The organism is Streptomyces sp. NBC_01241 (genome assembly GCF_041435435.1).
In the GTDB taxonomy this organism is placed as follows: Bacteria; Actinomycetota; Actinomycetes; order Streptomycetales; family Streptomycetaceae; genus Streptomyces.
This window is the reverse complement of the sequence record NZ_CP108494.1, coordinates 6,540,008-6,563,579: the sequence shown is the minus strand read 5'-3', so window position 1 is coordinate 6,563,579 and position 23,572 is coordinate 6,540,008. Positions and strand designations below refer to the sequence as shown.

The window sequence follows — 23,572 nt, the reverse complement described above, 5'->3', positions numbered from 1 at the left end:
GCGCATCGCCAACCCCGCCCGTACCCGCACCTGTTGAAGGATCCTCGTTTTGACCACACCCGGAACGCCTACCAGTCCAGCGCGCACCAAGGGCGGCGAACTACGGGCCAAGGTGGCCCGACTGCTAGCCGACAGGCCGGCGGACACGCTCACCATCGGGGACATGGCCAGGCAGCTGGGCCACTCCCACGGCGCCGTCCGCAACGCCGCCCTCACCCTGGTGCGACGCGGCGAGGCCGACCAAGGCGGAACCGGACAACCGGAGTTTTGCGCGAACGCGAGAACCGCCGCAGCCGCGCAGACCGCTGTGATCAGCCCACCGGGCACCCACTCTCCCCGCGCCCAGGCGGCCACGGCCCGCACGACCATTCCCGCAGCAGCCACGCCCAGGCAGACCGGCCCGATCCGCCGCGCGGGGGGCCAGGTCTACCACCCCCGGGAGCTGGCCGATCTGCCCGACGTCGAGGCGTTGAATCGCTTGCGCGACGCCGACGTGCCGGTGCTGCTCTACGGCCCTCCGGGCACCGGCAAGACGAGTCTGGTCGAGGCGGCGTTCCCGGATCTGCTCACCGTCGCCGGTGACGGCGACACCACGGTCGGCGACTTGATCGGCGAGTACACACAGGCCGACAGCGGAGGTTACGTCTTCCAGTACGGTCCGCTGGTCACCGCGATGACCGAGGGCCGCGCCCTGCTGATCGACGATGCCACCTTGATCTCACCGAAGGTCCTGGCGGCGCTGTATCCCGCGATGGACGGGCGCAGGCAGATCCAGGTCAAGGCCCACAAGGGCGAGACCATCAAGGCCGAGCCGGGCTTCTACGTGGTGGCGGGCCACAATCCCGGCGTCCACGGGGCGGTGTTGACGGAGGCGCTCGCGAGCCGGTTCAGCGTGCAGATCCAGATCGGCACGGACTATGACCTCGCCCTGGCGCTGAGGATCGATGCCCGGGTGGTCCGGGTCGCCCGACACCTCGCCCGCCAAGTAGAACTCGGCGAGCTGGGCTGGGCCCCCCAACTGCGAGAGCTGCTCAGCTACCAGAAGACCGAGGCCGTCCTCGGCACCAAGGCCGCGCTCGCGAACCTGGTCGGCATCGCTCCAGTGGAGGATCGCGAGGCCGTCACCGCCGCCGTCATCAAGGCTGCCGGCGTCACGAAGATCGCGCCCCTCACCCTCGGCAAGCAGCTCCCCGCCTCGGCCGTCCGGCAGCCCCCGGGCAGCACCGGCTCCGCACACCGGGGCCGCTCGCGATGAGCGCCCACCACCACGTCCAGTCCCCCGCCACCACGCCGGACGACGATGCCGACCTCGCGCGATGGGACGACGACGGCGCCCCGCCCGCGCAACCCCGTTCCTCCCCGGCCGCGTGGCTACGCGTGGGAGCCGAACTCGGCGACCGGCTGGTCGCCCTCTCCGGCCGCAACGACCTCCTCGTCACCTGCCGCCCCGGCACGCGCAGCGGCGCACCGGCCGCGTTCTTCCCCACTCTGGGCGAGGTCGAGTTCGACGCCGGCCTGTTCGCCCCGCTCCAGCCGCACGAGATCCATCCGCGGATTGTGGGCGACGAGGAGCGGTATCCCGCCGCCTGGGGAGTGTTCGTCCACGAGGCCGCGCACGCGGCCCACTCCGTCTGGACGCAGCCTGCCGGAGCGGACCCCCGTGTCGTCGAGGCCGCGCTCCTGCTGGAGGAGAGCCGTGTCGAAGGCGCACACCTGATCACGCGGCCCACGGACCGCACGTACCTGCGCACCAGTGCCCGAACCCTGGTCATGCCCGATATCGCCCACCCCACCCTCCAGGGCATCGAGCACGCCGCCGGCGTGGCGGCCCTGGTCCTCGGCCGCCGTGACGTCGGCATCCTGGACGCTGGCGAGACCCGGGCCGTCGCCGATCTGTGTGAAAAGGTGCTGGGCGCAGACCTGCTGGCCACACTCACCCGCATCTGGACCGCAGCCCATCAGTGCGCCGACCACGACGCCACGACCATGCTCGCGCACGCTCAAAAATGGTGCGACGCTCTGGACGCCGCGGCCCCCGCCCTGCCCGTGCCGGAGAACCTCACCGATCTGCTGTCCGGCGCCGTGGGGGTCGTCATGGACAGCACGGCAGCCACCGACGCCGCCGACCTCGCGGCACAGGCCGCAGCGACCAACGCCATGGCCGCGCAGTCCAAGGCGCAGGCTCAGGACCGCGCCCAGCGGGCCGGCCAGCGACGCAAAGCCGCCGCTACCGCCAAGTCGGTCTTCAACGCCCGTGGCACCACCGTCACCCCCGACGGCACACCGGCGCCCTACGGCAACCCGGTCACCGGCACCCGCAGGCCCACCGCCGCCGAGCAGAGTGCCGCCGCGCGCCTGAGCCGCGCCCTGCGTGCCGCCGCCTACCGCGAGCGGACCGAGGAGCGGACCACCAGCCCCACCCCGCCCGGCCGCCTCAACATGCGCGCGGCCCTCGCCCGCGACGCTCAGCGCGCGGCCGGGTCGGTCCCCACCGCGGAACCGTTCACCCACACCCGCCGCCGGAACTCCCCCACCCCACCGCTGCGTGTGGGTATCGCCGTCGACGTCTCCGGCTCCATGCGTGCCGCCTGCGCGCCCGTCGCGTCCGCTGCCTGGATCGTGGCACGCGCAGCAGCCCTGACCGACCCCGACTCCCTTACCGCCACCATCGCCTATGACAGGCACCTGACCGCATTGACCCGACCCACCCACCGAGCACCAGAGCGCGTGACGACGTTCGATGCCAACGGCGGCCACCACAACCTCGGCGACGCCATCGACGCACTCGACCACGGCCTCGAACTCAGCTGCCCCGGCGCCGGCCGCCTCCTCGTGATTGTCACCGACGCCCGGTACGGCAGCGCCGAAACCGCTCAAGCCGTCACCCGCGTCAAGCAGCTCACGACCGCTGGCTGCGCCGTACTCCAGCTCACCCTCACCGCGGAGTCCCGCCACTTGCCGGGGACCACCTTGCTGCACCTGCCCCAGCCCTCCAGCGCTCCCGTCGCCATCGCCACGGCGGCCACAGACGCCATCCGCAGGACACGCTGAGACGACGCAGAAGACAGAAAGCAGGAACAACCACGTGGCAGTCCGAACGACCTGGAAAATTGTCCACAGCTGTGGACACGAAGTCACGCACAACCTGTCCGACCGTCGCGCCGACCGGCGCGCCGGATTCGCCCGCTGGCTCGAAGGCCGCGACTGCACCGACTGCTGGAAGGCCGCCCGGGACTCCGACACGGAATCCAAGGAAGCCTGGCTCACCGCCAAGCGCGCCGAGGAGCAGCAGGCTGCCCGCGAGTGGGCCGAGCAGTTCGACATGCCGCCGCTCGAAGGACCTGAGAAGGCCCTCGCCTGGGGCGAGCGCTCCCGCCATCAGCTCGTCACCGCCGCGTACGGCGCGCTGGTGAGCGAGGGCACCTGGGACGAGGCCGACTGGGCCGTCCTGGAAGACAAGATCCGCACCGTCACTCGGGCGGGCTGGTGGATAGACCAGCGCGACGCCGAGGGCTCTGACCTGCCCGAACTCCTTGAAGCCGCAACGTCCGACGACATCGGTACCGAGAATCCGTTCCGGTAGAACGTGGGGGCATATACCCGACGATCCCCGGTTACCGAAACCGGGGATCGTCCGGATCCTTGTTCCTCCCACCGCCTCCCCGCGCACCTCGTGGAAGGAACCTCCTGCTGTGCCCGTTTCCCGCCACCCGCATGCCCCAGGTGACATCGTCACCCCCGAACGCGACATCACCCACGCCCACTTCCGGCCCGGCAACCAGGTCGTGATCCTCAAGGGCGTCGCCGGAAGCGAACTGTGGGGCGATGCCTACAAGGTCGTCACCCCCTCGTGGCACACCCCGACCGACGAGGACGGCTGGCGCCTGTTCGACCCGTCCGGAGGCGAGCGCACCTACGTCACCGCGCACCCGCGCTACCTCGTCCACCTCTCCAGCAGGTGCCCCGACTGCCTCATCTACCAGCAAGCCCTGCGCACGTACCTGGTGCCGCGCCTGGCCGGCGCCGAGGAGGACATCGACTGCGGCTGGTACTCGGTCACCCACCTCAACCAGGTGGTGCACGTCGCCGACGCCCGGGGCGGGAAGTGACGCAGTCGCTGCCAAGCCCGGAGCGCCTCACCGCTCTGGCACGCGCAGTGTCGATCGCCATCGAGACGATCTCCGGCTCTCAGTGGCCGACGCGCCTGGCCGAGGCGCTCGGCGAACTGGAGGCGACCTGGCAGGAGTCGGCCGACATCTGCGCCGATGTCGCGTGGCAGGCCCGCGCCGCCGGGAAGAGTCCGCTCGTGCTGCTCACTGCCGAACACGTCACCGACGCGGGGCCCGACCCGGTCGTCCAGCGGACGTATCGGCACCTCTACCTGACCGGTCTTCGCAATGACTTCCGGTGCCGCTCCATCGAGACCCTGGCGAACCAGGTGCCGTTGAGCGTACTGAACGCGGACCCCTACACCTGGGCGCTGTACGCCTTCGCCCGCCTGGGACAGTCCCGTTCCGACGGGCTGGAGGTGATGGAGCGGGTTCTCTCCACCGCCTCGGATCACCCCAAGACGCTGCACGTCCTGCTGCACGGGGTATGGCTCGGCGGCATGCTGCCCGACCGGGCAGCCTCGCTGCTCGCCCTCGTGGACCGGCTGCCGGACCACGGCAGCAACGATCCGGTCGCCCAGTTCCGCAAGGCATCGGCGTATCGCGCCCACGGCAACTACCGCCAGGCGCACACGGCGATCAACTGGGCGCTGGAACTCCTTCCACCCGGAGAGCTGGCCGTCCACGCCGACCTGGTACGCGAACGCCTCCTCATCACCGCCGCACACGACCTGACCCGCCTCATCCACAACCGTCCGGACCCCACCCCATGATCATCCGCGTCAACCCGCGCGACCTCAGCCCCAACGAGCCGCTCGCCGAAGCCCTCGGCCGCCAAGTCAGCGGCCAGGAGGGCCTGACCGACCACACGGTGGTCGCCCACTGGCCGGGGCTGGACTACTACACCCCCTTCGACGAACAGCAGATCTGGACGTCCGCCGAGTGGGCCGAGCACCTGGCCGACCCCACCTGGCAGCACCCCTTCGCCGCCAGCCCGAACGGCGACCGGCGCGCCATCTGGCACGCGGACGTGCGCCTGGCCCCCGCCGACCGCGACCTCACCGGACCCGAGTGGTCTGAGATCGCCCACCGGATCGCCCGCACCGCCGGCATCCAGCGCCCCGGCGACGATCAGGGCTGCCGCTGGATCGCCCTTCAGGCACAGCCCGGACGCCTCGATCTGCTCGCCAACCTCATCCGGCCGGACGACACATGGACAGCGCAGCCACATCGGCTTCTCGCGCTCCTGGCCGCCGAGAGCCGACGCATCGAGACCGAGCTGGACCTCATCTCGCCCCGGACCGGAGGCCCTGACCCGGATTCGGCCGCCCGGTTCGCCCGGCGCGCCACCCCGCAGGCCGACGCGGCTGACGCCACCACGCAACTCGCCGAGCTGCTGGGGCAACTCGCCGACGAGAACACCGGACCGCTCTCCATCGTCCGCGGCCTCGTCGAGCACGCGGCTCATCGCCTCGGCCGTCTCCCGCAGGCTCAGTCCCAAGGCAGCGCGCATCAGCTGGAGTTGATTGCCCACCGCCTGCACGGAATCCAGCAGGATCTCGACGCCACCGCCGCAGCCCTGCCCACCGCCCCGGCGCGACCGACACCCCCGCCGTACCGGGCAGCGGCAGCCCCCGTCCCGCCCAGCGCCCGCCTTGCCCGCTGACCCGTCAGAAAGACCCCGTACTTGGCCCTTGCCGACCGCTCCCTGACCCTGGGGCGCGACGAGCACTCCGGGGAGGTCCTAGCCCGCGGCGGCGATCCCGAAGCCCACAGCATTCTGCAACGCACCGGCTTCGTCCCCGTCGTCCGCCTCCACGAGACCTACCACCGCCTGCCCGTCGCCCTCGACGCAGAGGAGGAGAAGCGTCTCGCCATCCGCGCCGTCGCCCGACTCCGCGCCGTCAGATACCACGTCGAGGCCGACGAAGCCTTCGACACCGAATCGCGCGAGCCGCACTACCTGCCGCCCGGATCACAGGTCGCGCACCTCGCGAACAGATCCACGAAGCCACCACCAGCGGCGAGGTCTCCGACGTACTGACCGAGCTGACGGCCTCCCACGACGGCGTGCTCATCGCCCTCGGCGAGGTCCTCACCGCGGCTGCCGCGTTCTATTCCGACCTCGGCCAGGCCCAGGATCCGCACACCGCCAAGCGGCTGCAGTACCTCGTCGAGCACCGGCTCGGCGTCATCTGGTCCGACCTCACCCACATGCGCAACGACCTCGCCGACCGGCACCAGGACCATCCCCAGCGCCGCGCCTGCGCCGCCGAGGTCGGACCGGACGAACGCGAAGCATCCGCCGTCTGCGCCTGCCCGCCGCCTCCACCGCGCCTGGCCACCAGCCCTGTCGCACCGCCTGCCGCACCCGCCCCCGCAGCACGCCCCCGGCACTGACCCCGCTCCCTTCCTTGTCTGAGGAGACCATGCACGACCCCACCCCCGACACCGGCCTCGGCTCGTTCGCAGCCGTCCTGGCCGGCGAACTGCCCGGCGACTGGACCAGCACGTACCACCCGGACCGTGGCGGCCTCAACATCCACCACGTCCTCACCGACCGCGTGTGGGACATGAATGACGTCGCCGACGCCCTGGCCAAACGCAATGTGGACCACTGCGCCGTGCTGCACCGACATGACGGCACCCGCCTCTTCGTCGCCGAGCAGCCGGGCCGCGGCGAGGGATACCTCATCGCCGCCATGGCCCCCGACGACGCACCGGAGGAGGCATTCCGCGGCGTACGCGAGCCCGACGGTCTCGCGGTCGACGCCGATCCGTTCAGTGCCGCCGAGGACGTCACCGTCGACCTGCTGCCCCGGTACTACGTGGCGCTCGCCCAGGTGTGCGGCAACGCCGACCGGCTGGCGCTGCCGCCGGCCGACCCGCAGCGCGTGGTCATGACCTGGTCTGACGGCTCGCTCGTCGTCGACAAGCCCGACCGCGCCGACATCGCTCGGGCCCTGACGGACAACGGCTTCACTTTCGACCCGGCCCGCGACGTCCTCGTCCTGTCCGGTGACGACACCGCCCACCAGGCCGCCTCCGCACGAGCCGCCGGGGCCCGCCTTGACGAACTGGGCATCGGCGTCGTCCTGCGGCACCCGCAGGCCCGGCCGGCACTGGATACCGCCTCGGTCGTGCCGCCGACCCCGACGGTCGCCACACCGCACCGAAGCCGATGACGCGCCGCGACGACGAACCGACCTTCTTCGCCCTGGACTACGTCACCATCACCCGCGACCCGCGTACCCAGCTGGTCGTCGCGATCGGCGGCGACCCCCGTGCGGCGGGCTTCCTGCAGACCGCCGGCGGTTTCCACTCAGCCCCGAGGGCCGGCCGCGACTACCACCGCCTCCCGCACCACATGCCGGTCGAGCACCAGCGCCATGGCGCCACGGCCGCAGCCCACGCCCTGCTTCTCGCCGGGTACAGCGTCCGTCTCGACCCCTCCCTGAACACCCTGGCCGCTCCCGACGGCGACCGGCAGGCTGCCCGCCGCTAACTCGACCGACTCGCCGAGCGCGCCCGTGCCGCCGAGACCGACCAAGACGTCGCCGCCGTCCTGGCAGAGATCGCCGCCCCGGAGGAGGGGCTGCTCCCGCAGCTGGTGCAGTTCCTGATCTCCACATGGGCGACGTGGGGCGAGCGCCGCGAAGCCGGCCTCGATGAAGGACCGGCGGACCGGCTGATGGAGATCACCAGCAACCTGTCGAACCACGCCCGGCGGATCAAGCAGATCTGCAACCAGGCCGCCCGGCACACCCCGTCGGCCGCCGCTCTCGGAAAGACCGTCCCCCCTCCAGCCCCCTCGGCCGCGCCGTCTGCGCGACGGCGATAGCCACGACCCGTAGGAGCCACCCTCACGTGGGAAACCGTGCCGACGACGAAGGCACCGACGTCACGATCTACCGCAAGGCCCTGACCGACACCGTCCACGCCGACACCCCAACCGGAGCACCCGAACAGCTCCTGACCCTGCTCGACCGCCTCGGTTTCGAACGCCAGACTCTGGCCATCGCCGGGCCGGTCTACATCTGGCACGAAGCGCCCGGCCACCTCGACGAGGCCGCGAAGAAGCAGCTCGCCACCCATGCGGTGCCCTGGCTGCACAAGGCCGGATACATGGTCCACATCACCGATGACGTCTGGGACTTCGCCGCCTACACCGACGCCGCCACGGCGATGCGCAACCAGAACGTCCCGGCACCGCCGCCGGCCGTGGCCGCAGCCCGGACCACCGAGCGTCCGCCAGGCACCCGCCGCCGGTGAGACGACCAGCACCAGGAGCATGCTCCGGCCTCCGCACCGCGCTCTGCGCGTGCGCGCCGTACCCGCTGGCCCCTCGACCACGCCGGCCCCGTACCTCCGGGGCCGGCACCCGCCCTCACCAGGAGCCCCCGTCACCGACGAACCCGACCGCACACCACCGCCCATCAGCACCAGCCGCAAACCCCGCTTGGCCACCGCTCTGTTCCGCCGATACCTGCGCGCCGTGACCGTCGGCAGCGGTGAACGCACCATCCCGCTGGCCGGCGGACGCCCCGAGGCGGCACTCGACGAAGCCCGCCGCCGTGACGCTCTCCTCCTCGTCGACAGCTACCGCCTCCGACACCACGACTAACACCCCCGAACCGCCCTGTTCAGGAGGCCCATGACCGACTCGAACCTCCCTTCCGTACAACTGGCTGAAGCCATCGCCGGGCAGCTCGGCCAGCTCCGTCGCCTCCTCGCCCTGGCGCCGCCGCACGAGGCGGCCCAGATCCTGGCAGGCGTCCTCGACTACGACACCGGCATCCTCGGCGAGGTCACCCAACTCGTCGCAACCGGATCGCGTTTCGCGAAGGTCCACTCCGAGCACGGCGTCCTGCCCCCCGAGGTCTGGCTGGCCCTCGGCCGCGCCGCCAACGAACTCGACAGCGTGGGCGGCGACCTCGCCGAACACACCGGCACGATCAAGCAGGTGGCCAAGCCCACCGCCCCCTCCAGCAGGCCGACCGCTGCGCCGGTCGCGTCCGCGATGGTCATCAGGCGGCGCCGGTGAAGAAGAACCAGCAGTGGGCCGGCTGGGGCCCCACCAGTCAGCAGCCCCAGCAGCACTACCTCGTCGAGCCCCGCCACCTCGCCGGCGGCGGCGACGTGCGCTACGTCACCGAGTTCCTGCGCGCCTCCGGGTGGAAGGACAGGTCCAAGAACGGCGGACCGGCCGTCTTCGACAGCCCCGACAAGTCCGTGCGCATCGGATATGACCCGTTCACCCAGCCCGGCGGCTGGACCATCAGCGGGAAGCAGACCGCGACGCAGGAGGCATGGCACGCCACCCTCGGCCGCCAGGTCCCCGTCGAGATCGTCGCCGGCGTCACCGACGCGCTCACCCGGCCCCGATCCGCGCACGCCCCCAACGTGTGGGAACCCCTCCAGCAACAGGGCTGGGAAGCCGACCGAGGACAGCACTTCACCGCGCGCAGCCCCGACGGAGATGCGTTCGTCCGCTTTCACCAGTCCGCTCCCGGACAGGCGCACTGGTGGGCGGGCGCCCGCAATGAACACGGCCGGGTGTGGGAGGCCGTGTTCACGCCGACCACACCGATGCATCTCGTACAGGCGTTCAGCACCGCACTCGCCGATCCGCAGCCGGTGATGCGGCCCCTAGGCCACGTGCCGCCCTCCCAGAAGATCCGCACCACCTCCGTGTCCGTGCTGCCCTCGCAGCTCAGCGCCTGGCAACAGGCCCGGATCACCGCGGCCCGCGCCGCCACCTGGGCCAGCAACGCTTTCGCCACCAACAAGGCGCGCCCTCAAGGCCCCGGAGCACGCCCGTACGCCAAGGCCGGACGGACGCGGTGAGCCACGAACGCTTCTACTCCCGCGCCAACGGCCCCATCCTGCATCGCGTCAACACCGTCCGCTGGCTGGACGAGGTCTCGCCGCGGCACCTGGCCGGCGGGGGCGATCCCCGGCATGTGACCGAGCACCTACTCTCGTCCGGCTGGAGCAACCACTCGGTGCCCGGCTTCCCGCACGTCCTGCTGGAGAGCCCCGACCACCGCCTGCACCTCACGCTGGAGCCCCAACCCGACGCACACAGCGCCTGGTGGCGGATCCACCCGGCCGAGAACCGCATGTGGTCCGCCCAGTTCGGCGGCTACACGCCCGTCGAGATGATCGCGGGGTTCACCGACGCCCTCGACAGCCCAGCCCCGCACCCGGCCACGGACACGGACCTGTGGCACCTCCCTGCCAGCCGGGGCTGGTCCCGGCTGGCAGGCAGAGAGCAGGCCGCCCTGTCCCCGGACGAAACCGCCCTCCTGTCCCGGGTCTCCGCCATCTCGGAAACACCCCGCTGGCGCTGGACCGTCCAGGTCTCCGTCCCCCTCTCCGACGGGCGGCATCGGTGGATCTGGAACGCCTCCATCGACGAAACCGCTCCGGCCGCCGCGCTCGCCGGATTCGTCACCGCGCTCACCGAGCCCGGCCCGCTGCTGCGCGACGAGGGCCAGACCCCGGCCCTCACGTTCGGATACCTCGACTCCCACCGGAGCGTCGTCACCCCGGAACAGCACCGTCGCCAGCATCTGCGGCGCCTCGAAGCCGCTCCGCGTACCGGCCCGCCCGATCCATCACCGTCAGCACCGGCCCCGCCCCCTCCCCAGAGGCAGCCCCGCCACAAGAAGCACCGCTGACCAGGCGCGCCCGTACGCCCTCCTCTCCCCCTTCACGAAGGACGTTGATGCCCAACCCCTCTGTGCCCAGCGCCGACCAGGTCGCGCAGGCGACCGCCACCCTGGCCCAGGCCAAGGAGTACCTGCGTACCCATCCGCCGGTATCCGACGTACTTCCGCTTCTCGCCGGGCTCCTCGACGAGGACACCGGCGTGCCCATCCTGCTCGGCGATGTCCTGCGCAGCGCCGCGCGCCTCATCGCCCAGCAGACCAGCGCCGAGACCGACGAGATCCGCCTGATCATCACCGGGCTCCGGGAGGCCGCCCAGGAGGCCACCGACTGGCATGTCCTGCACTGGGACGTGCAGCGCCTGCGCGGCTGCACGTTCGAGGCAGCCGGACCGCCGCCGGCCACGTGACGCGTCCCTACATCGCCAGCAAGGCCGACGACCCCTGGTCCCGAATCTGGTTCGACACCACACCCCGCCACCTCGCCGGACCCGGCGACCCGCGCTATGTCACTCAGGCGCTACGAGCCGGCGGATGGAAGAACTTCGGCGACCCCGACTTCCCCCACGTCGTTCTCGCCAGCCCCGACTACCGGCACACACTGGTCCTGGAACCCACACCGGAGACGTACGGCTCCTGGTGGCGCATTTCCTCGACGCAGTGGGGCGGATGGTACGCGTCCTTCGGCGGCAACACGCCCGCCGAGATCATCGCCGGATTCACCGACGCGCTCCTGCGCCCCCCCGCCCGACACCGAGCCGGACATCTGGCCCGTGCTGCAGGCGGCCGGCTGGACCTACGAACGCGACGAACGAGGCAACGAACACGCACGTCACCCGGACGGCATCACCACCATGGAGCGGTCGGCCACGCTGACCAGCGACCACTTCGCCTGGACTGCCGAAGTCGCACTGCCCACCGGGCTCGGCGGCCACAACCGGCTGTGGCACGCGTACTTCGACGACCGCACCCTCGCCACCTGCTCGCAGGCTTCGCCGCCGCCCTCACCGATCCGGCCCCCGTCTCCCGTGGCCACTACGACGTCCCCCACTCCCACCTGGTCACGCAGGTGGAACGCGGAGCCCAGGGTGATCAGCTCGCTGCCGCCCACGACGCGCGGCTGAAGGCCATCCGGACCGCCGCCCGCAAGACCCGCCGCACTTCCGCACCCACCACACGTCCGGCCTCGGCGCCCGGCGCCGAGGCGACCGCGCCCGCGGCCCGAAGCCGCTGAACGGTGCGGAGCGGCCCCAACCGCTCCGCACCCGCCCCGACCACAACCGCACGCCCGAAGGCCCTTCTTGACGATCTCACTCAAACCCGGGAGCCAGGAGCACCGGCTCTACCTGAGCCAGCTCGCGCTCTACCTGCGGCACAGCCGGCAGATCCTCACTGCCTGGGACCACTACTCCGCCCGGCACTCCGACCCCGAAACGTTCCAGCCCCACGACGAGGACGCATACGGCCTGCGCCAGCAGCAACGCGACGCCCACACCCTGGCCGCTTTCGGCCGCGTCTACTACCACGCCGACGAACTGGTGCATGTCGCCGAACAGCAGCTCGCCCAGCTGTCGGTATCCGACCGTACGCGGCGCTTCGCCTGGCAGGTACGGGAACTGCATGAGGCCACGGAATGCCTGTACGCCGTCCACGACGACTGGCTTACCGTACGCGCCGCGCTGCCCGAGAGCGCCCGGCCCGGCACGGCGGCGTACGAGGAACCGCTCGCCGAGAGCTACGCGGAAGCATGGCACTACCTGGACCAGTGGGCGATCCACGGCCAGGCCCTCTTCGCCGTCAACGCGCTGGCCGAACGGCAGTCGAAGACCGGCGCACCCACGGCGGGCGCCGCCCCTCCGGCACCCGCCGCTGCTGCCCCTGTACGGCGGTGGGCACCGTGACCGAGTCCATCGAGCAGACGCTCATATCGCCCCGCTATCTGGCCGGTAGCGGCGACCCGGCCTGGGTCACTGTTCCCCTCCGCCGCGCCTGCGGCTGGAGCACCGCCGGAGATCCGCTGGTGCCGCGGGTCATCCTCACCAGCCCCGACCAGCTAGCCCAGCTGCGGATCGTGCCGGACCCGGACCCGGCCGAGCCGTGGTGGACCCTGCGTCATGCGCATCACGGCGGTCAACGCGCCTGGGAGATCACCTTCGACGCCCAGACTCCGGTCGAGATCATCGCCGCGGTCACCGACACGCTCACCGCCCCCGCCCCATCGCCGACGGCGTCGGTCGACCCATACGATCCGCTGCGCGCGGCGGGCTGGCATGCTCCCCACCACCACGACGGTCGCACCTCACCCAAGGGGATGACTTCCCCCGACGGCCTGGCACGGGTCGACCGGATCGTCGACGAGAGCGGACGCAGCGCCGGCTGGATCGTCGAAACGTCCGTCCATCACCTCCCCGCCATCTGGCGCGCGTATGCAGACGGCAACACCCCCTCCCACGTGGCCTCCGCGTTCTTCGGCGCGCTGGCCGACACGACGCCCCTCATCCGGCATCCACACCGCGTTCCCCCTCTGGCCGTCACTCACGGCAGTACCAGCACACGGCAGGTCAGCGCAGAGTCCGTCGCCTTCGCGCTCAGGAACCGCACCACCGCCCTCGCCCAGCGGAACCCCGCAGCGCCGCCGTCGGCGCCTCCCGCTCCGCCGCACGCCCCCACGGCGCGTCGAGCCCGCTGAACGGCACCACCGCGCCCCACCTCCACGCTCCCTGGAACAGTCCCTTGCCCCAGCCCAACTCCACGTCCACCGACGGATACGACATAGCCTTCCGCGTCCTGGGCGTCGCCCTTGCCATCGCGGTCCCCCTGGCCAACCTGGCCTGGGTGGGCGGCACCATCACCGCCCGGATCACCGACGCCGACACCGGTGCCCCGTACCAGCCCGTCGCCGCCCTGCTCCATCCCGAGCAGCTGTGGCCCCACCTCGGTGAAACGTCCCTGCTGATCGGGACACGCATCGTTCCCGGCGCCCTGCTGCTGTCCCTCGCCGTCACCGCCGCCGTGCTCTACAAGCGGCACAAGGACGGCGGAAGCCGACGCAAGAAGCGCGTCGTGGGCATGGCCAAGCACAAGGACATCGAACCTCTGATGTCCAAGGCCATCACCGCCAAGGCCCGCTCGCTGCGCCCGAGTTTGAAGGACGCCAAGCACATCGAGGCAGCCGATTCCGGCATCCTGCTCGGCAACCTCCAGGGCACCAAGTACGAGGTGCGGATGGGATACGAGGACGTGGCCGTCGCGATCATGGCGCCCCGCTCCGGGAAGACCACCAGCCTGGCGATCCCCTCCATCCTGGCGGCGCCCGGCCCGGTCCTGCTCACCTCCAACAAGGCCGCCGGGGATGCCTACACCGCGACGATCGACGCGCGGGCAGCCGTCGGCCGGACCTGGTCGATGGACCCGCAGCAGATCGCCCACGCTGAACGGGCAATGTGGTGGAATCCCCTGGCCGACGCCAAGACCCTCGACGGTGCCGGGCGCCTTGCCGGCCACTTCCTCGCCGCCAGCGTCGACGCCAGTCAGCAGGGTGACTTCTGGTCCAAGGCCGGGTCGAACATCCTGAGCCAGCTGTTCTTGGCAGCCGCGCTCGCCGAGAGGCCGATCACCGACGTGATGGCCTGGCTCGCCTTCCCCGCCGACCGAACCCCGCTCGACATCCTGCGTGACCACGGCTTCGCCGCAGTGGCCGCTCAGCTCAAGGGAACGGTGGAGGGGCCGCCCGAGACACGCGACGGCATCTATGAGACGGCCCGCCAGTACGCCGCAGCCCTCCTCAACACGGAGATCGCCGCCTGGGTGACCCCGCAGAAGAACGTTCCGGAGTTCACGCCGTCCACGTTCGTCACCTCGAAGGACACGCTCTACCTGCTGTCGAAGGACGGCGGAGGCGGTGCCAGCGCACTGATCGCCGCGTGCGCGGACAGCGTGATGCGGGCCGCGACCGCTCAGGCCGAACGTGCTGGTGGACGCCTCGACCCGCCGATGCTCGCGATCCTCGACGAGGCCGCGAACGTGTGCAAGATCTCAGACTTGCCTGACCTGTACTCCCACCTCGGCTCGCGGGGCATCATCCCGATGACGATCCTGCAGTCCTACCGCCAGGGCCAGAAAGTGTGGGGCGACGCCGGCATGGACGCCATGTGGAGCGCCTCCACCATCAAGGTCATCGGCTCCGGCATCGACGACCCGGACTTCGCGGACAAGCTGTCCCGCCTGATCGGCGACCACGATGTCGAGACGACCTCAACCTCGACCTCGGATTCGGGGAAGTCCACCTCCGTGTCGATGCGGCAGGAACGAATCCTGGCCGCCGACGCCATCCGCGCCCTGCCCAAGGGCACCGCGCTCGCGTTCGCCACCGGCCTGCGAGCGGCCATGCTCGACCTGCGCCCCTGGTATCTCGAGCCCGGCGCCCGCGAACTCTCCGCCGCCTCCGCCCGCGCGTCCAAGGGCATCACCGAACGCGCCGTCGCCAAGGCGACGCCGAAGCAGAGCGACTTCGGCCCGGCCGCTTAACCCGTCGCACAACGCACCGCGGCAACTACGCCCACCCCGTCGGCCGGTCGTCGCCGCTGACTTGCGACGGCCCATTCACTGAGAGGGACACACCCTGGCAACCGCCGACCACCTCCACACGCTCCTCACCCAACCCCATTGCGCGCTCGGGGTTTTCATCCCGGCCGGCGTGCACCAGACGGACGTCCAGTGCCGCCAGCTCGACCACCTCGCCCAGTCCGGGGCCGACCTGTTCGAGATCGGCCTGCCCTGTGCCAACCCGGTCCTCGACGGCCGACTCATCCGGTCCGCCTACCACCGCGCCCTGTCCGAGGGGGACGTCATCGACCGCACCGTCCGTGCCGTGGCACATGCCGCGTCGCTGCGGCCGACGGTGGTCATGACCTACTGGGAACCGGTCCGCCGCCACGGTCCCGAACACCTGGCTCGCCTGCTCGCCGATGCGGGCGCTGCGGGAATGATGGTGGTCGACCTGCCTCGCGAGGAGACGCTCCGCTGGCACCAGGCCGCCCACGCCGCCGGACTGTCCGCGCCGCGCCTCGTTCCGCGCGCTACTCGGGACAGCGACCTCCCTGTCGCGGCCGACGGTGCGTCCGGCTGGCTCTACGCACCCGCAAGCACCGGCCCCACCGGTTATCAGGGCCCGCTCGACCTGACGGCCCTCGGCGCCTTCACCCAGCGGCTGCGCGCCGCGAGTCCGCTGCCCGTGGTCTCGGGCGTGGGTATCTCCAGCCCTGGCCTCGCCGCCCGCGTGGCGCCACTGGTCGACGCCGTCGTCATCGGCACGCCCATCGTCCGGGCTCTGCTGTCGGACTCTGCCCCGGCCGCCGCGGTGACGGCCTCGTTCGCCCAGGCCCTGCACACCCGGATCGGCGCGGCCCGCGATGCCTGATGCGCCCAGCTCCCACGAGGTTCTTGATCAGATCGCGGCCGACGCACGTGACTTGCGGCGGTCCCTGCGCAACGCCCCCGTCGACTGCGCCCGGGTCCTGACCGCTCGCGTCGTTGAGGCGCAGGCGCTCGCAACTGCCGCGCTCCACCTTTTTCTTGCCCTGGAGCGGGAGGTACCGCGCGAACCGTCCACGCACCTGTTCCGCCTCGACCGTGTGGCACGTACCGCCAAGGCAGCCCAGGACGCGAGCGCGGAACTGACCTCCGCCCTGACGCGCGCCATCGAGAACCAACAGCGCCGAGCCGACGCCGCCACGTCATCACCAGTGCTCCTGCGGCCCACGCCGCAGCAGTTCGTCGCCTCCGCCGCCGACCTGCTCGACGGCCTCCTCACCCTCTGCGACGCGCTGCGCCGAGACCATTCCCTGCCGCCTGCCGCGCCCGCGCCGACGCGCTGAGGCAACCCCTCCGCTCCCCACGCCCCCAGGACCCACCATCACCGAACAGCCCCAGTTCCGCGCCCTGTCCCTGGGCGCCGGAGTCCAGTCCAGCACCCTGCTCGCCCTGTCCGCCGAAGGTGTCCTTCCCAAGGTCGATTACGCGATCTTCGCCGACACCGGGTGGGAGCCCCGCGCCGTCTACGACCATCTCGACCGCCTGGAGCGTGAGATAGCCGCCCCGGCCGGCATCCGCGTCCTGCGTGTGTCCACCGGGAACATCCGCGACGACGCACTCGACCCGCACCACCGGTTCGCTTCCATGCCGCTCTACATCCTCAACCAGGACGGCAAGGCCGGGATGACCCGGCGGCAGTGCACCGGCGAATACAAGATCAAACCGATAAAGAAGCAGGTCAGAGCCCTCCTCGGCTACCCGTACCCAGCCCGGATCCCGGTTGGGGTGTTCGTCGAGCAGTGGGTCGGCATCTCCACCGACGAGTTCCACCGCGCCAAGGACGCGGACGTGAAGTACATGCGCAACCGGCACCCGCTCATCGACATGGGCTGGTCGCGCAACGACTGCGTCCGGTACCTGTCCTCCCTCGACCTCGCCGACACCCCGAAGTCGTCGTGCTTGGGGTGCCCGTTCCACGGCAACGCGCAGTGGCGCCACATCCGTGACACCTCGCCCGAGGAGTGGGCGGACGTGGTCGAATTCGATGCCGCCATCCGCCAGGGCAACGCCCGCGCCAACGCCAGCGGCAACCGTCTGCTCGGCCAAGCCTTCCTGCACCGCTCCCGCGTACCGCTGGCCGAGGCCCCCATCGATCACGTCACCGCTGCTGAGTGGGCCGCCCTGCAGCAGGAACTTGGCGACGATGAAGACGCCGCAGCGCTGGAAGAGGGCGTCCCCGACGGATGCTCGCCCTGGGCTTGCCGGGGAGACGCAGACGCCCTGACCCGCGACGATTTCGGGCTGGCCACGTGATCGTGCTCGATCTGTTCGCCGGGCCCGGCGGCTGGAGCCACGCCCTGACCTTCCTCGGCGTACGCGATATCGGCCTGGAATGGGACGAGTGGGCCTGCAAGACCCGTGGCGCGGCCGGACAGTTGACCATCCGCACCGACGTCGCGATGTACCCGGTGGGGCCCTTCCTCGGAAAGACGGCCGGACTCATCGCCAGCCCGCCCTGCCAGGCATGGTCGATGGCCGGCAAACGCCTCGGACTCCTCGACCAGCCCTTGGTTCACCAGGCCGTCGCGGACCTCGCCACCGGCCACGACACCCGCGAACGGCTCCTCACCGCCTGTCAGGACGAGCGCTCCCTGCTGGCTGCCGAACCCATGCGCTACCTCCACGCCCTCCAGCAGCACGGCCAACCCGAGTGGATCGCCATGGAGGAAGTGCCCGACGTTCTGCCTCTGTGGCGGCAGTATGCCGCGATCCTGCGCAGCTGGGGCTTCTCGGTCTGGACCGGAATCCTGAACGCGGCAGACTACGGAGTGCCGCAGACGAGACGGCGCGCGATTCTGCTCGCCTCCCGCACCCGCACGGCCGAGCCGCCGCTGCCCACACACGCCAAGGTCGCCGAGCCAGAGTCGTTGTTCGGGCCGGGCCGCGCCCGGTGGGTGTCCATGGCCGAAGCCCTCGGCTGGGGCGCCACCGACCGCCCGGTGCCGACCGTGTGCGCCGGCGGAGGCCCGGGAGGCGGCCCCGAGCCCTTCCCGTCGGGATCACGCAAGACCCTCAGCGACGCCCGCGACCGCGGAACCTGGAAGCCCCAGAGCACCCTCATCCTGCAGTCTCGCCGGGAAGGCGCGGGGTGGACGGCTCGGCACCGTACCCGGGAGAACCGGCCGGCCGACGAGCCTGCCCCCACGTTCACGGGCGAAGCACACCGCTGGTCATGGTCACTGCGCAGCAACAACCAGTCCAACGCGACCGTACGCCGGTCCGACGAGCCGGCCGGCACCCTGTTCTTCGGCCATCGCGCCAATGAATGCGTCTGGATCGCCGAAGCCGCCCCCCGCACCGCTGGCGAGGAGCAGCCAGCGCCGGAGTCCATCCGGATCACCGCCCAAGAAGCCGGCCGCCTGCAGACCTTTCCCGCCGACTACCCCTGGGCCGGGAACAAGGGCCAGGTCTTCGGCCAGATCGGTAACGCGGTGCCGCCCCGGCTCGCCGCCCATCTGCTGGCCCCGTACCTCGGCAAGACCCTCCGCCCCGACGACTTCACCCTGGCCGCGTAGATGCCCCATTCCACCGACCCTTACGAGGACGACCTGGACGACCTGCCCTCTCCGCGGCCCGTCCACTACGCCGAGCAGTCCCTGCTCGGGGCGCTCCTCCTGGATCCCCACCGGCTTCCCGACGTCCGCGGCCTGGGAGCGGAGCAGTTCAGCAATCACGCCCACGGCGCCCTCTTCCAGGCCATGCGTACGGTGCCGCTGCCCGATCCGGAGGCCCACCGCTGCGATCCCGCCTGGCTCAACTCCGTCCTCGACGCGGCCCGCCCCCATGCCCCCGGGCTGACGGCCTCCTACCTCCACACCCTCGTCCAGGTCTGCCCGCGGCCCCAGCACGCGCCGACGTACGCCCGGATGATCCAGTCCGATCACGCCCGGCGCACGCTGCTCATGCACGCCCAGCGCCTCGCCCAGACCGCGGTCGACGCCACCCTGCCCCACCGGGCCGCCGCCACCCTGGCCCAGGCCGACGCCCTCGCACAGTTCCTGGACACGCTCGCCGGACAGTTCGCCCCGCACCCCGGCTCCCTGCCACGCACCGTCCTGCCGGAACAGCCCACGGCACGCAGCAGCGAGGAAGCCCTCGACGAGGAAAGACTCCTCCTCGCCACCGCCACCGCGCATCCGACAGCTCTGAAGGACATGCGCTGGCTCCAGCCCGACGATTTCACGCAGTCCCTGCACGCAACCCTGTGGCAGTGCCTGACCTCGCTGGTCCACCGTGCAGAGCCCGTGGACCCGGTCACCGTGCTCTGGGAAGCCCAGCACCGCGGACTCCTCGTGGCCGGTGACCTCGGCGCCGGTGACCTGATGGCCCTGGTCTCCACACCCGTCGGGTCAGCCGAGTACTGGGGTGAACGCATCCTTCAACGCGCCCTGCTGACAAGCGCGTGCGACGTCGCCACGCGGATCGCCGCCTACGCCGAAGACCCGGCCAACACGACGCACCAACTGATCACCGGCAGCCGCCGTGCCCTGGCCGACCTCACCGCCCTACGCACCCGCTGGCAGCGCAGTACCGCCCCCACACCACCGGCGACTCCTCGTGCCCCGCGCAGCCCGGCCGTCTCCCGCGCCGGTCCGCCGCCCCGCGCCACCACAGCACGAGCACTCCGATGACCACCGCTCCGGCCCGCTCCGGCCGGAGCCGCGAAACGAGACCAGATTGCCGCACCCCGAAACCGCCCCTCGCATCCGCCTCGACCTGTACCAGGAGCGCTCCAGCGCCGTCACCGCCACCATCACGGGCACCCCCACCCGCACGATCCACGCCCTTCTCACCCTCCACGGCTTCGAGCCGCTGGACGAAGAGACCATGGTCATGGCTCGCATCGACCGCGAGGAACCGCACTACGCCGAGCAAGCCGCACGCGCCCTGCAAGCAGAGAACATCACCGTGAACATCACCCCCGAGCTGCGCGACGAGATCGACACCGAATGGACCTGGGCCAACTACCCCATGCCCTGGTGCTCGCGCGAGAAGATCCGCGAGGTTTCCAACGACGCCCAGAAGATCTACGACGACATCCGGCACGGGCGCCTGATCATCCACGCCCACGCCCACAACGGCTGGACCACCGTCGCCGTCAGCACCTACCTCAACGGCCCGAACATCCACCTCCACGGGGAAAACCTGGGCTCCTCACGGAGCGTGGGCGTGCGCCGGGTGCGCGACCCCCACACCGATGACGCCGCCCGGCTCGGCGCCTGGGAGCTGGCGCAGCGGCTCAATCAGTGGGTCGATGCCGCCGAGAGCTCCGCCCGGTCCACACCGGGCGGGCTCGAACGTCTGCTGCTCAGCGCGCTGGGTTCATAGCCCGATGGCGGACTTCGGCCCCATGTACAACCCGGCATCCGGGAAGCGGTCCCGGCACAGCTTCACGAACACGTCACTGAATCCGCGGCTCGGCAGGTCGTCCAGCGCCACGAACTCGACGCCCCGGATCGGCCGCGTGTCCGCACCCTCCACTGCATCCCCGACCCGCCCGCCCACGAGGCGGGCCTCGAAGGTGATGTGCACGACGTGAGCACCCGTGTTGTCGCACAGGTACAGAAGCCGGCCGATCTCCACCTCGGCGCCGGCTTCCTCTCGCATTTCCCTGACCAGCGCTTCTTCAAGGGTCTCGCCGTCCTCGACCTTGCCTCCGGGCAAGGACCAGGACCGGGGGCCGTCGGTGTCCTGGTTCAGCAGGAGGATGTTGCCGTCCTCGATGACGATGCCCGTCACACGTGTATGCATCCGCCGACGCTACCGCTCGCAAACCGGACGCGGAGTGAACGCCGACATCACCTCCGTGCTGAAGGGTGGACCCCACACACCGGGCTCTGTCCTGGTTAGCGAGCACCGCATCACCAGGAATCCCAGTCGTCCTGGGCGCACCTTTTCACCGTGCCATCAGCGAGCCACCACGGCGTCATCGTCTGCGCTGGACAGGAAGAAGAGCCTGACCCTGCACAGGCCGCGCAGCTCGCTGCTGAACACGGGGCCGCCAACTTCCGTGTCCTCCAGGGCCGGATGAAAGTGACACCAGCTATTCTCAGTCACCTGGAAAAGGCGGATCTCCGGTTGACCAAGCCGGCAATCCCTGACCGTCGATAGTCCACCGCCGCGGCCCTTCGACGCTGGCCGTATCGCCGACCTCCAGCGACATCACCGAGGTCGGCGTAGCGGCGCCCCACTCACGGCGACAGCGAGAGCCGCCGGCCATCCTCGATGACCAACAGCCGCCAGCTGTACACGCCGTTGATCATCAGCAGAGAGAGCGGCGCGGGATCGCCGGTTAGCCAAACCGGCGATCCCGCCCATCATTGAACTTCCACCGCCACGCCCTGCCCATACGTCGACAGGCGCTATCCGACGACCGCAGACCCAACGCGAAACACTCATGACCAATGTGCCGTCAAGCGATCACGCAGCCGCATAGCTCGCGCGGAACAGATCCTGCGCACGCTCCACCTGGGCGTGCGAAGCTGCACCTCCAAGTCGCCCGTCCCGTGGTGGCCAAGCCCGGACACGTCCCGGGTAAACCCGGGAACGAGGTCGACGTGCTTCGGGTCGGCCCTCAGGTAGACCAGGAGCCTGCTCCGCTGGGGCGGACAGACGCAGGCGAAGTTCCGCAGCCGCTGATACGCCCGGTACTGCTTGCGCTCCACGCGGTTCACGCCGTCCCCGAGGCTGAGCAACGCCTCGTCGACCGCCTTCCCCAACTCGGATATCGGCGTGCCCTGAACTTCGGTGGGCGCCCGGGTGGTCACCTGTCGATACGCCCGCCGGAGTACAGGTGCCCTGCCACTGACGGATGCCACGGTCTCAAGGCCGAGGAAGTCGTTGCCGAAGAGTCGGTAGCGGACCAGGTCGATCGACCTTCGGTGCTCGCGTACCGAGTCCCATCACTGTCAGCTGTCGCTACTGTGTACCGCACATGGGGTGGTGGGGTGGTCATCGTTGGAGCGCCGTATCCAGATGGTGCTGGACCGGTCCGAAGAGGCCGTACGGTACGTACTGCGGGATCTCGCCGTGCTTCACCCATGCGAGTTCGGCCAGTTCGCCAGGCTGATTTGATGCAGCGCTATCCGCATCTCTGACCGCTTGGACGGAAGCCGGGGCCTCCGGCCCGCCCGTCTCCCGCCTGATCGGTGTCCCTACCGTCTCCGGCAAGAAGGACCCATACACCACCCGCCCGCACGTCACGACATGCCTGACCGGGTCCGGTGGCTGGCGGGCAGACTCGCTCCGGACGCCGAACACCAGGTCACGGTCGACCACGGCCGTGACCTGGTGTTCGCGCACTACGACAAGGAGGCCGCTGCCGTGACCTGGAAGACAGCCTGTGGCCATCACTCCCCGACAGCGTTCGTCGACGATAGCCCGGGGCGAAGCCGGAGAGCCAATCGACGCAATCCAGCACACGCTTCCCTGTTTCTTGTGACGTTCGCGATTGACTGGGAATTCACACTTCTGTACTCCTGGCTTTCCGGCCAGCGCTAGTAGCCTGGAAAGAGCTGAAGCACCTCGGGTCCGTCCGTCGCCACATCGCCCTCATCAACGCTAAGAGCGAGGCGGGGACGAGTCATCGTGGCCGTCGCATAAACCTCGTTCGCAAGCCCAAAGGGAAGACCCGACCGAGCAACGAGCTCGTCGAACGAAACACCGGTCTCATCGCAGAGGCGGACCGCCCTCTCCAGTAGAAGGGGGGCCTCCCGAGGACCCAGGTCGCATGGTTCCGGATCCCCGTTCTGGGAGAGCATCATCATCGCGCGCTTGTACGTTGCATCACGGAAGGCGCCGAGAGCGTGAGCGCGATAGACGATCGCCTTCAACGACGTTCCCCAACGCCGCTTCAGTCCGTAGAGCATCTCCCAATCGAGCCGTTGCGGTAGCTCCGCAAGGATCTCCCCACTCGGCATCAAGAATTCCGCCGCAAAGTCATGCGCCTGATTCTCGATGATCCGACTACCGGGCTCTGCGTCAAGGTGCATAACCAAGTGCCCAGCCTCATGTGCGGCATCGAACCGAGAGCGAGCCTTGTCGTTCTTGGCAGGATTACGGAAGACCATGGGCCTGCTTCCGTACCAGTGAGAGAAGGCGTCCACTCGTTCGGACATTGCAGGGAGCTCCAGCACTACCGCGCCATGAGCCTCCAGAAGCCGCGTCATGTGGGGAATAGGTCCGGCGGGAACCCCTAGC

General features: G+C 70.4%; 29 protein-coding genes and 3 pseudogenes. 28 read left to right on the top strand and 4 right to left on the bottom strand.

What is annotated here, in order from left to right; all coding sequences use genetic code 11:
* Nucleotides 1-112 precede the first annotated feature (112 nt).
* The 28 genes and pseudogenes from OG306_RS29495 (at nucleotide 113) to OG306_RS29360 (ending at nucleotide 20,701) form a co-directional block, all read left to right on the top strand.
* Nucleotides 113-1,255, top strand: a complete 1,143-nt coding sequence (locus OG306_RS29495; protein WP_371666282.1) for an AAA family ATPase — start codon at nucleotides 113-115, stop codon at nucleotides 1,253-1,255.
* A complete protein-coding gene (locus tag OG306_RS29490; protein WP_371665747.1) occupies nucleotides 1,252-3,051 on the top strand; it encodes a hypothetical protein in 1,800 nt (599 codons plus the stop codon). Before OG306_RS29495 ends, OG306_RS29490 begins: the two co-directional genes overlap by 4 nt.
* Nucleotides 3,052-3,085: 34 nt before the next feature.
* Nucleotides 3,086-3,583, top strand: a complete 498-nt coding sequence (locus OG306_RS29485; RefSeq protein ID WP_371665746.1) for a hypothetical protein — start codon at nucleotides 3,086-3,088, stop codon at nucleotides 3,581-3,583.
* Nucleotides 3,584-3,692: 109 nt separating this feature from the next.
* On the top strand, nucleotides 3,693-4,109 hold the full coding sequence (locus OG306_RS29480) for a hypothetical protein (protein ID WP_371665745.1): 417 nt from the start codon (nucleotides 3,693-3,695) through the stop codon (nucleotides 4,107-4,109).
* The gene (locus OG306_RS29475; protein WP_371665744.1) at nucleotides 4,106-4,882 is read left to right on the top strand and encodes a hypothetical protein; all 777 of its coding nucleotides are present in this window, start codon (nucleotides 4,106-4,108) and stop codon (nucleotides 4,880-4,882) included. Before OG306_RS29480 ends, OG306_RS29475 begins: the two co-directional genes overlap by 4 nt.
* Nucleotides 4,879-5,775 carry a hypothetical protein gene (locus OG306_RS29470; protein ID WP_371665743.1) on the top strand — a complete coding sequence of 299 codons (897 nt, stop codon included), beginning with the start codon at nucleotides 4,879-4,881 and terminating at the stop codon, nucleotides 5,773-5,775. The genes OG306_RS29475 and OG306_RS29470 overlap by 4 nt, the downstream gene beginning before the upstream one ends.
* Before the next feature lie 21 nt (nucleotides 5,776-5,796).
* Nucleotides 5,797-6,153: a hypothetical protein gene (locus OG306_RS29465; RefSeq protein WP_371665742.1), complete on the top strand. Its 357-nt coding sequence runs from the start codon at nucleotides 5,797-5,799 to the stop codon at nucleotides 6,151-6,153.
* Nucleotides 6,154-6,179: 26 nt separating this feature from the next.
* Complete coding sequence (locus OG306_RS29460) at nucleotides 6,180-6,509, top strand: hypothetical protein (RefSeq protein ID WP_371665741.1); 330 nt, start codon at nucleotides 6,180-6,182, stop codon at nucleotides 6,507-6,509.
* A gap of 29 nt (nucleotides 6,510-6,538) precedes the next feature.
* Entirely contained in the window at nucleotides 6,539-7,294 is a 756-nt protein-coding gene (locus OG306_RS29455; RefSeq protein ID WP_371665740.1) for a hypothetical protein, read from the top strand.
* Entirely contained in the window at nucleotides 7,291-7,614 is a 324-nt protein-coding gene (locus OG306_RS29450; protein ID WP_371665739.1) for a hypothetical protein, read from the top strand. The genes OG306_RS29455 and OG306_RS29450 overlap by 4 nt, the downstream gene beginning before the upstream one ends.
* A 105-nt stretch (nucleotides 7,615-7,719) precedes the next feature.
* Nucleotides 7,720-7,950 (top strand): hypothetical protein, encoded by a 231-nt coding sequence (locus tag OG306_RS29445; RefSeq protein ID WP_371665738.1) that lies wholly within the window; start codon nucleotides 7,720-7,722, stop codon nucleotides 7,948-7,950.
* 26 nt (nucleotides 7,951-7,976) lie between these two features.
* Nucleotides 7,977-8,381 (top strand): hypothetical protein, encoded by a 405-nt coding sequence (locus tag OG306_RS29440; RefSeq protein WP_371665737.1) that lies wholly within the window; start codon nucleotides 7,977-7,979, stop codon nucleotides 8,379-8,381.
* Nucleotides 8,382-8,568: 187 nt separating this feature from the next.
* Entirely contained in the window at nucleotides 8,569-8,733 is a 165-nt protein-coding gene (locus OG306_RS29435; RefSeq protein ID WP_371665736.1) for a hypothetical protein, read from the top strand.
* A gap of 30 nt (nucleotides 8,734-8,763) precedes the next feature.
* On the top strand, nucleotides 8,764-9,153 hold the full coding sequence (locus tag OG306_RS29430; protein WP_371665735.1) for a hypothetical protein: 390 nt from the start codon (nucleotides 8,764-8,766) through the stop codon (nucleotides 9,151-9,153).
* Nucleotides 9,150-9,956, top strand: a complete 807-nt coding sequence (locus OG306_RS29425; protein ID WP_371665734.1) for a DUF317 domain-containing protein — start codon at nucleotides 9,150-9,152, stop codon at nucleotides 9,954-9,956. Before OG306_RS29430 ends, OG306_RS29425 begins: the two co-directional genes overlap by 4 nt.
* Nucleotides 9,953-10,792, top strand: a complete 840-nt coding sequence (locus tag OG306_RS29420; RefSeq protein WP_371665733.1) for a DUF317 domain-containing protein — start codon at nucleotides 9,953-9,955, stop codon at nucleotides 10,790-10,792. The genes OG306_RS29425 and OG306_RS29420 overlap by 4 nt, the downstream gene beginning before the upstream one ends.
* A 47-nt stretch (nucleotides 10,793-10,839) precedes the next feature.
* Nucleotides 10,840-11,190: a hypothetical protein gene (locus tag OG306_RS29415; RefSeq protein WP_371665732.1), complete on the top strand. Its 351-nt coding sequence runs from the start codon at nucleotides 10,840-10,842 to the stop codon at nucleotides 11,188-11,190.
* A pseudogene (locus OG306_RS29410) lies at nucleotides 11,187-11,510 on the top strand (DUF317 domain-containing protein); the annotation flags it as partial. The gene OG306_RS29415 and the pseudogene OG306_RS29410, both read left to right, overlap by 4 nt.
* A 43-nt stretch (nucleotides 11,511-11,553) precedes the next feature.
* On the top strand, nucleotides 11,554-11,904 hold the full coding sequence (locus tag OG306_RS29405) for a hypothetical protein (RefSeq protein ID WP_371666314.1): 351 nt from the start codon (nucleotides 11,554-11,556) through the stop codon (nucleotides 11,902-11,904).
* A 177-nt stretch (nucleotides 11,905-12,081) separates the two neighbouring features.
* The gene (locus OG306_RS29400) at nucleotides 12,082-12,681 is read left to right on the top strand and encodes a hypothetical protein (protein WP_371665731.1); all 600 of its coding nucleotides are present in this window, start codon (nucleotides 12,082-12,084) and stop codon (nucleotides 12,679-12,681) included.
* Complete coding sequence (locus OG306_RS29395; RefSeq protein WP_371665730.1) at nucleotides 12,678-13,469, top strand: DUF317 domain-containing protein; 792 nt, start codon at nucleotides 12,678-12,680, stop codon at nucleotides 13,467-13,469. The genes OG306_RS29400 and OG306_RS29395 overlap by 4 nt, the downstream gene beginning before the upstream one ends.
* Before the next feature lie 44 nt (nucleotides 13,470-13,513).
* Nucleotides 13,514-15,307, top strand: coding sequence for a type IV secretory system conjugative DNA transfer family protein (locus OG306_RS29390; protein ID WP_371665729.1), 1,794 nt, complete (start codon nucleotides 13,514-13,516; stop codon nucleotides 15,305-15,307).
* A 94-nt stretch (nucleotides 15,308-15,401) separates the two neighbouring features.
* Nucleotides 15,402-16,199: a tryptophan synthase subunit alpha gene (trpA, locus tag OG306_RS29385; RefSeq protein ID WP_371666281.1), complete on the top strand. Its 798-nt coding sequence runs from the start codon at nucleotides 15,402-15,404 to the stop codon at nucleotides 16,197-16,199.
* Entirely contained in the window at nucleotides 16,192-16,656 is a 465-nt protein-coding gene (locus OG306_RS29380; RefSeq protein ID WP_371665728.1) for a hypothetical protein, read from the top strand. Before trpA ends, OG306_RS29380 begins: the two co-directional genes overlap by 8 nt.
* 97 nt (nucleotides 16,657-16,753) lie before the next feature.
* Nucleotides 16,754-17,626 carry a hypothetical protein gene (locus OG306_RS29375; protein ID WP_371666280.1) on the top strand — a complete coding sequence of 291 codons (873 nt, stop codon included), beginning with the start codon at nucleotides 16,754-16,756 and terminating at the stop codon, nucleotides 17,624-17,626.
* On the top strand, nucleotides 17,626-18,888 hold the full coding sequence (locus OG306_RS29370; RefSeq protein ID WP_371666279.1) for a DNA cytosine methyltransferase: 1,263 nt from the start codon (nucleotides 17,626-17,628) through the stop codon (nucleotides 18,886-18,888). The genes OG306_RS29375 and OG306_RS29370 overlap by 1 nt, the downstream gene beginning before the upstream one ends.
* Nucleotides 18,889-20,004 (top strand): DnaB-like helicase N-terminal domain-containing protein, encoded by a 1,116-nt coding sequence (locus OG306_RS29365; protein WP_371665727.1) that lies wholly within the window; start codon nucleotides 18,889-18,891, stop codon nucleotides 20,002-20,004. It abuts the gene before it with no gap.
* Nucleotides 20,005-20,050: 46 nt separating this feature from the next.
* Nucleotides 20,051-20,701 (top strand): hypothetical protein, encoded by a 651-nt coding sequence (locus OG306_RS29360; RefSeq protein ID WP_371665726.1) that lies wholly within the window; start codon nucleotides 20,051-20,053, stop codon nucleotides 20,699-20,701.
* On the opposite strand, the gene OG306_RS29355 is transcribed toward OG306_RS29360, so the two are convergent.
* From OG306_RS29355 to OG306_RS29340, 4 genes and pseudogenes are all read right to left on the bottom strand, one after another.
* Complete coding sequence (locus tag OG306_RS29355) at nucleotides 20,696-21,124, bottom strand: NUDIX domain-containing protein (RefSeq protein ID WP_371665725.1); 429 nt, start codon at nucleotides 21,122-21,124, stop codon at nucleotides 20,696-20,698. The two genes, OG306_RS29360 and OG306_RS29355, sit on opposite strands and share 6 nt — an antisense overlap.
* Nucleotides 21,125-21,793: 669 nt before the next feature.
* Nucleotides 21,794-22,269 (bottom strand): annotated as a pseudogene (locus OG306_RS29350) (DUF5655 domain-containing protein); the annotation flags it as partial.
* Between the two features lie 55 nt (nucleotides 22,270-22,324).
* Nucleotides 22,325-22,432 (bottom strand): annotated as a pseudogene (locus OG306_RS29345) (NUDIX hydrolase); the annotation flags it as partial.
* 437 nt (nucleotides 22,433-22,869) lie between these two features.
* Nucleotides 22,870-23,541 carry an ImmA/IrrE family metallo-endopeptidase gene (locus tag OG306_RS29340; protein ID WP_371666278.1) on the bottom strand — a complete coding sequence of 224 codons (672 nt, stop codon included), beginning with the start codon at nucleotides 23,539-23,541 and terminating at the stop codon, nucleotides 22,870-22,872.
* Nucleotides 23,542-23,572: the final 31 nt, after the last annotated feature.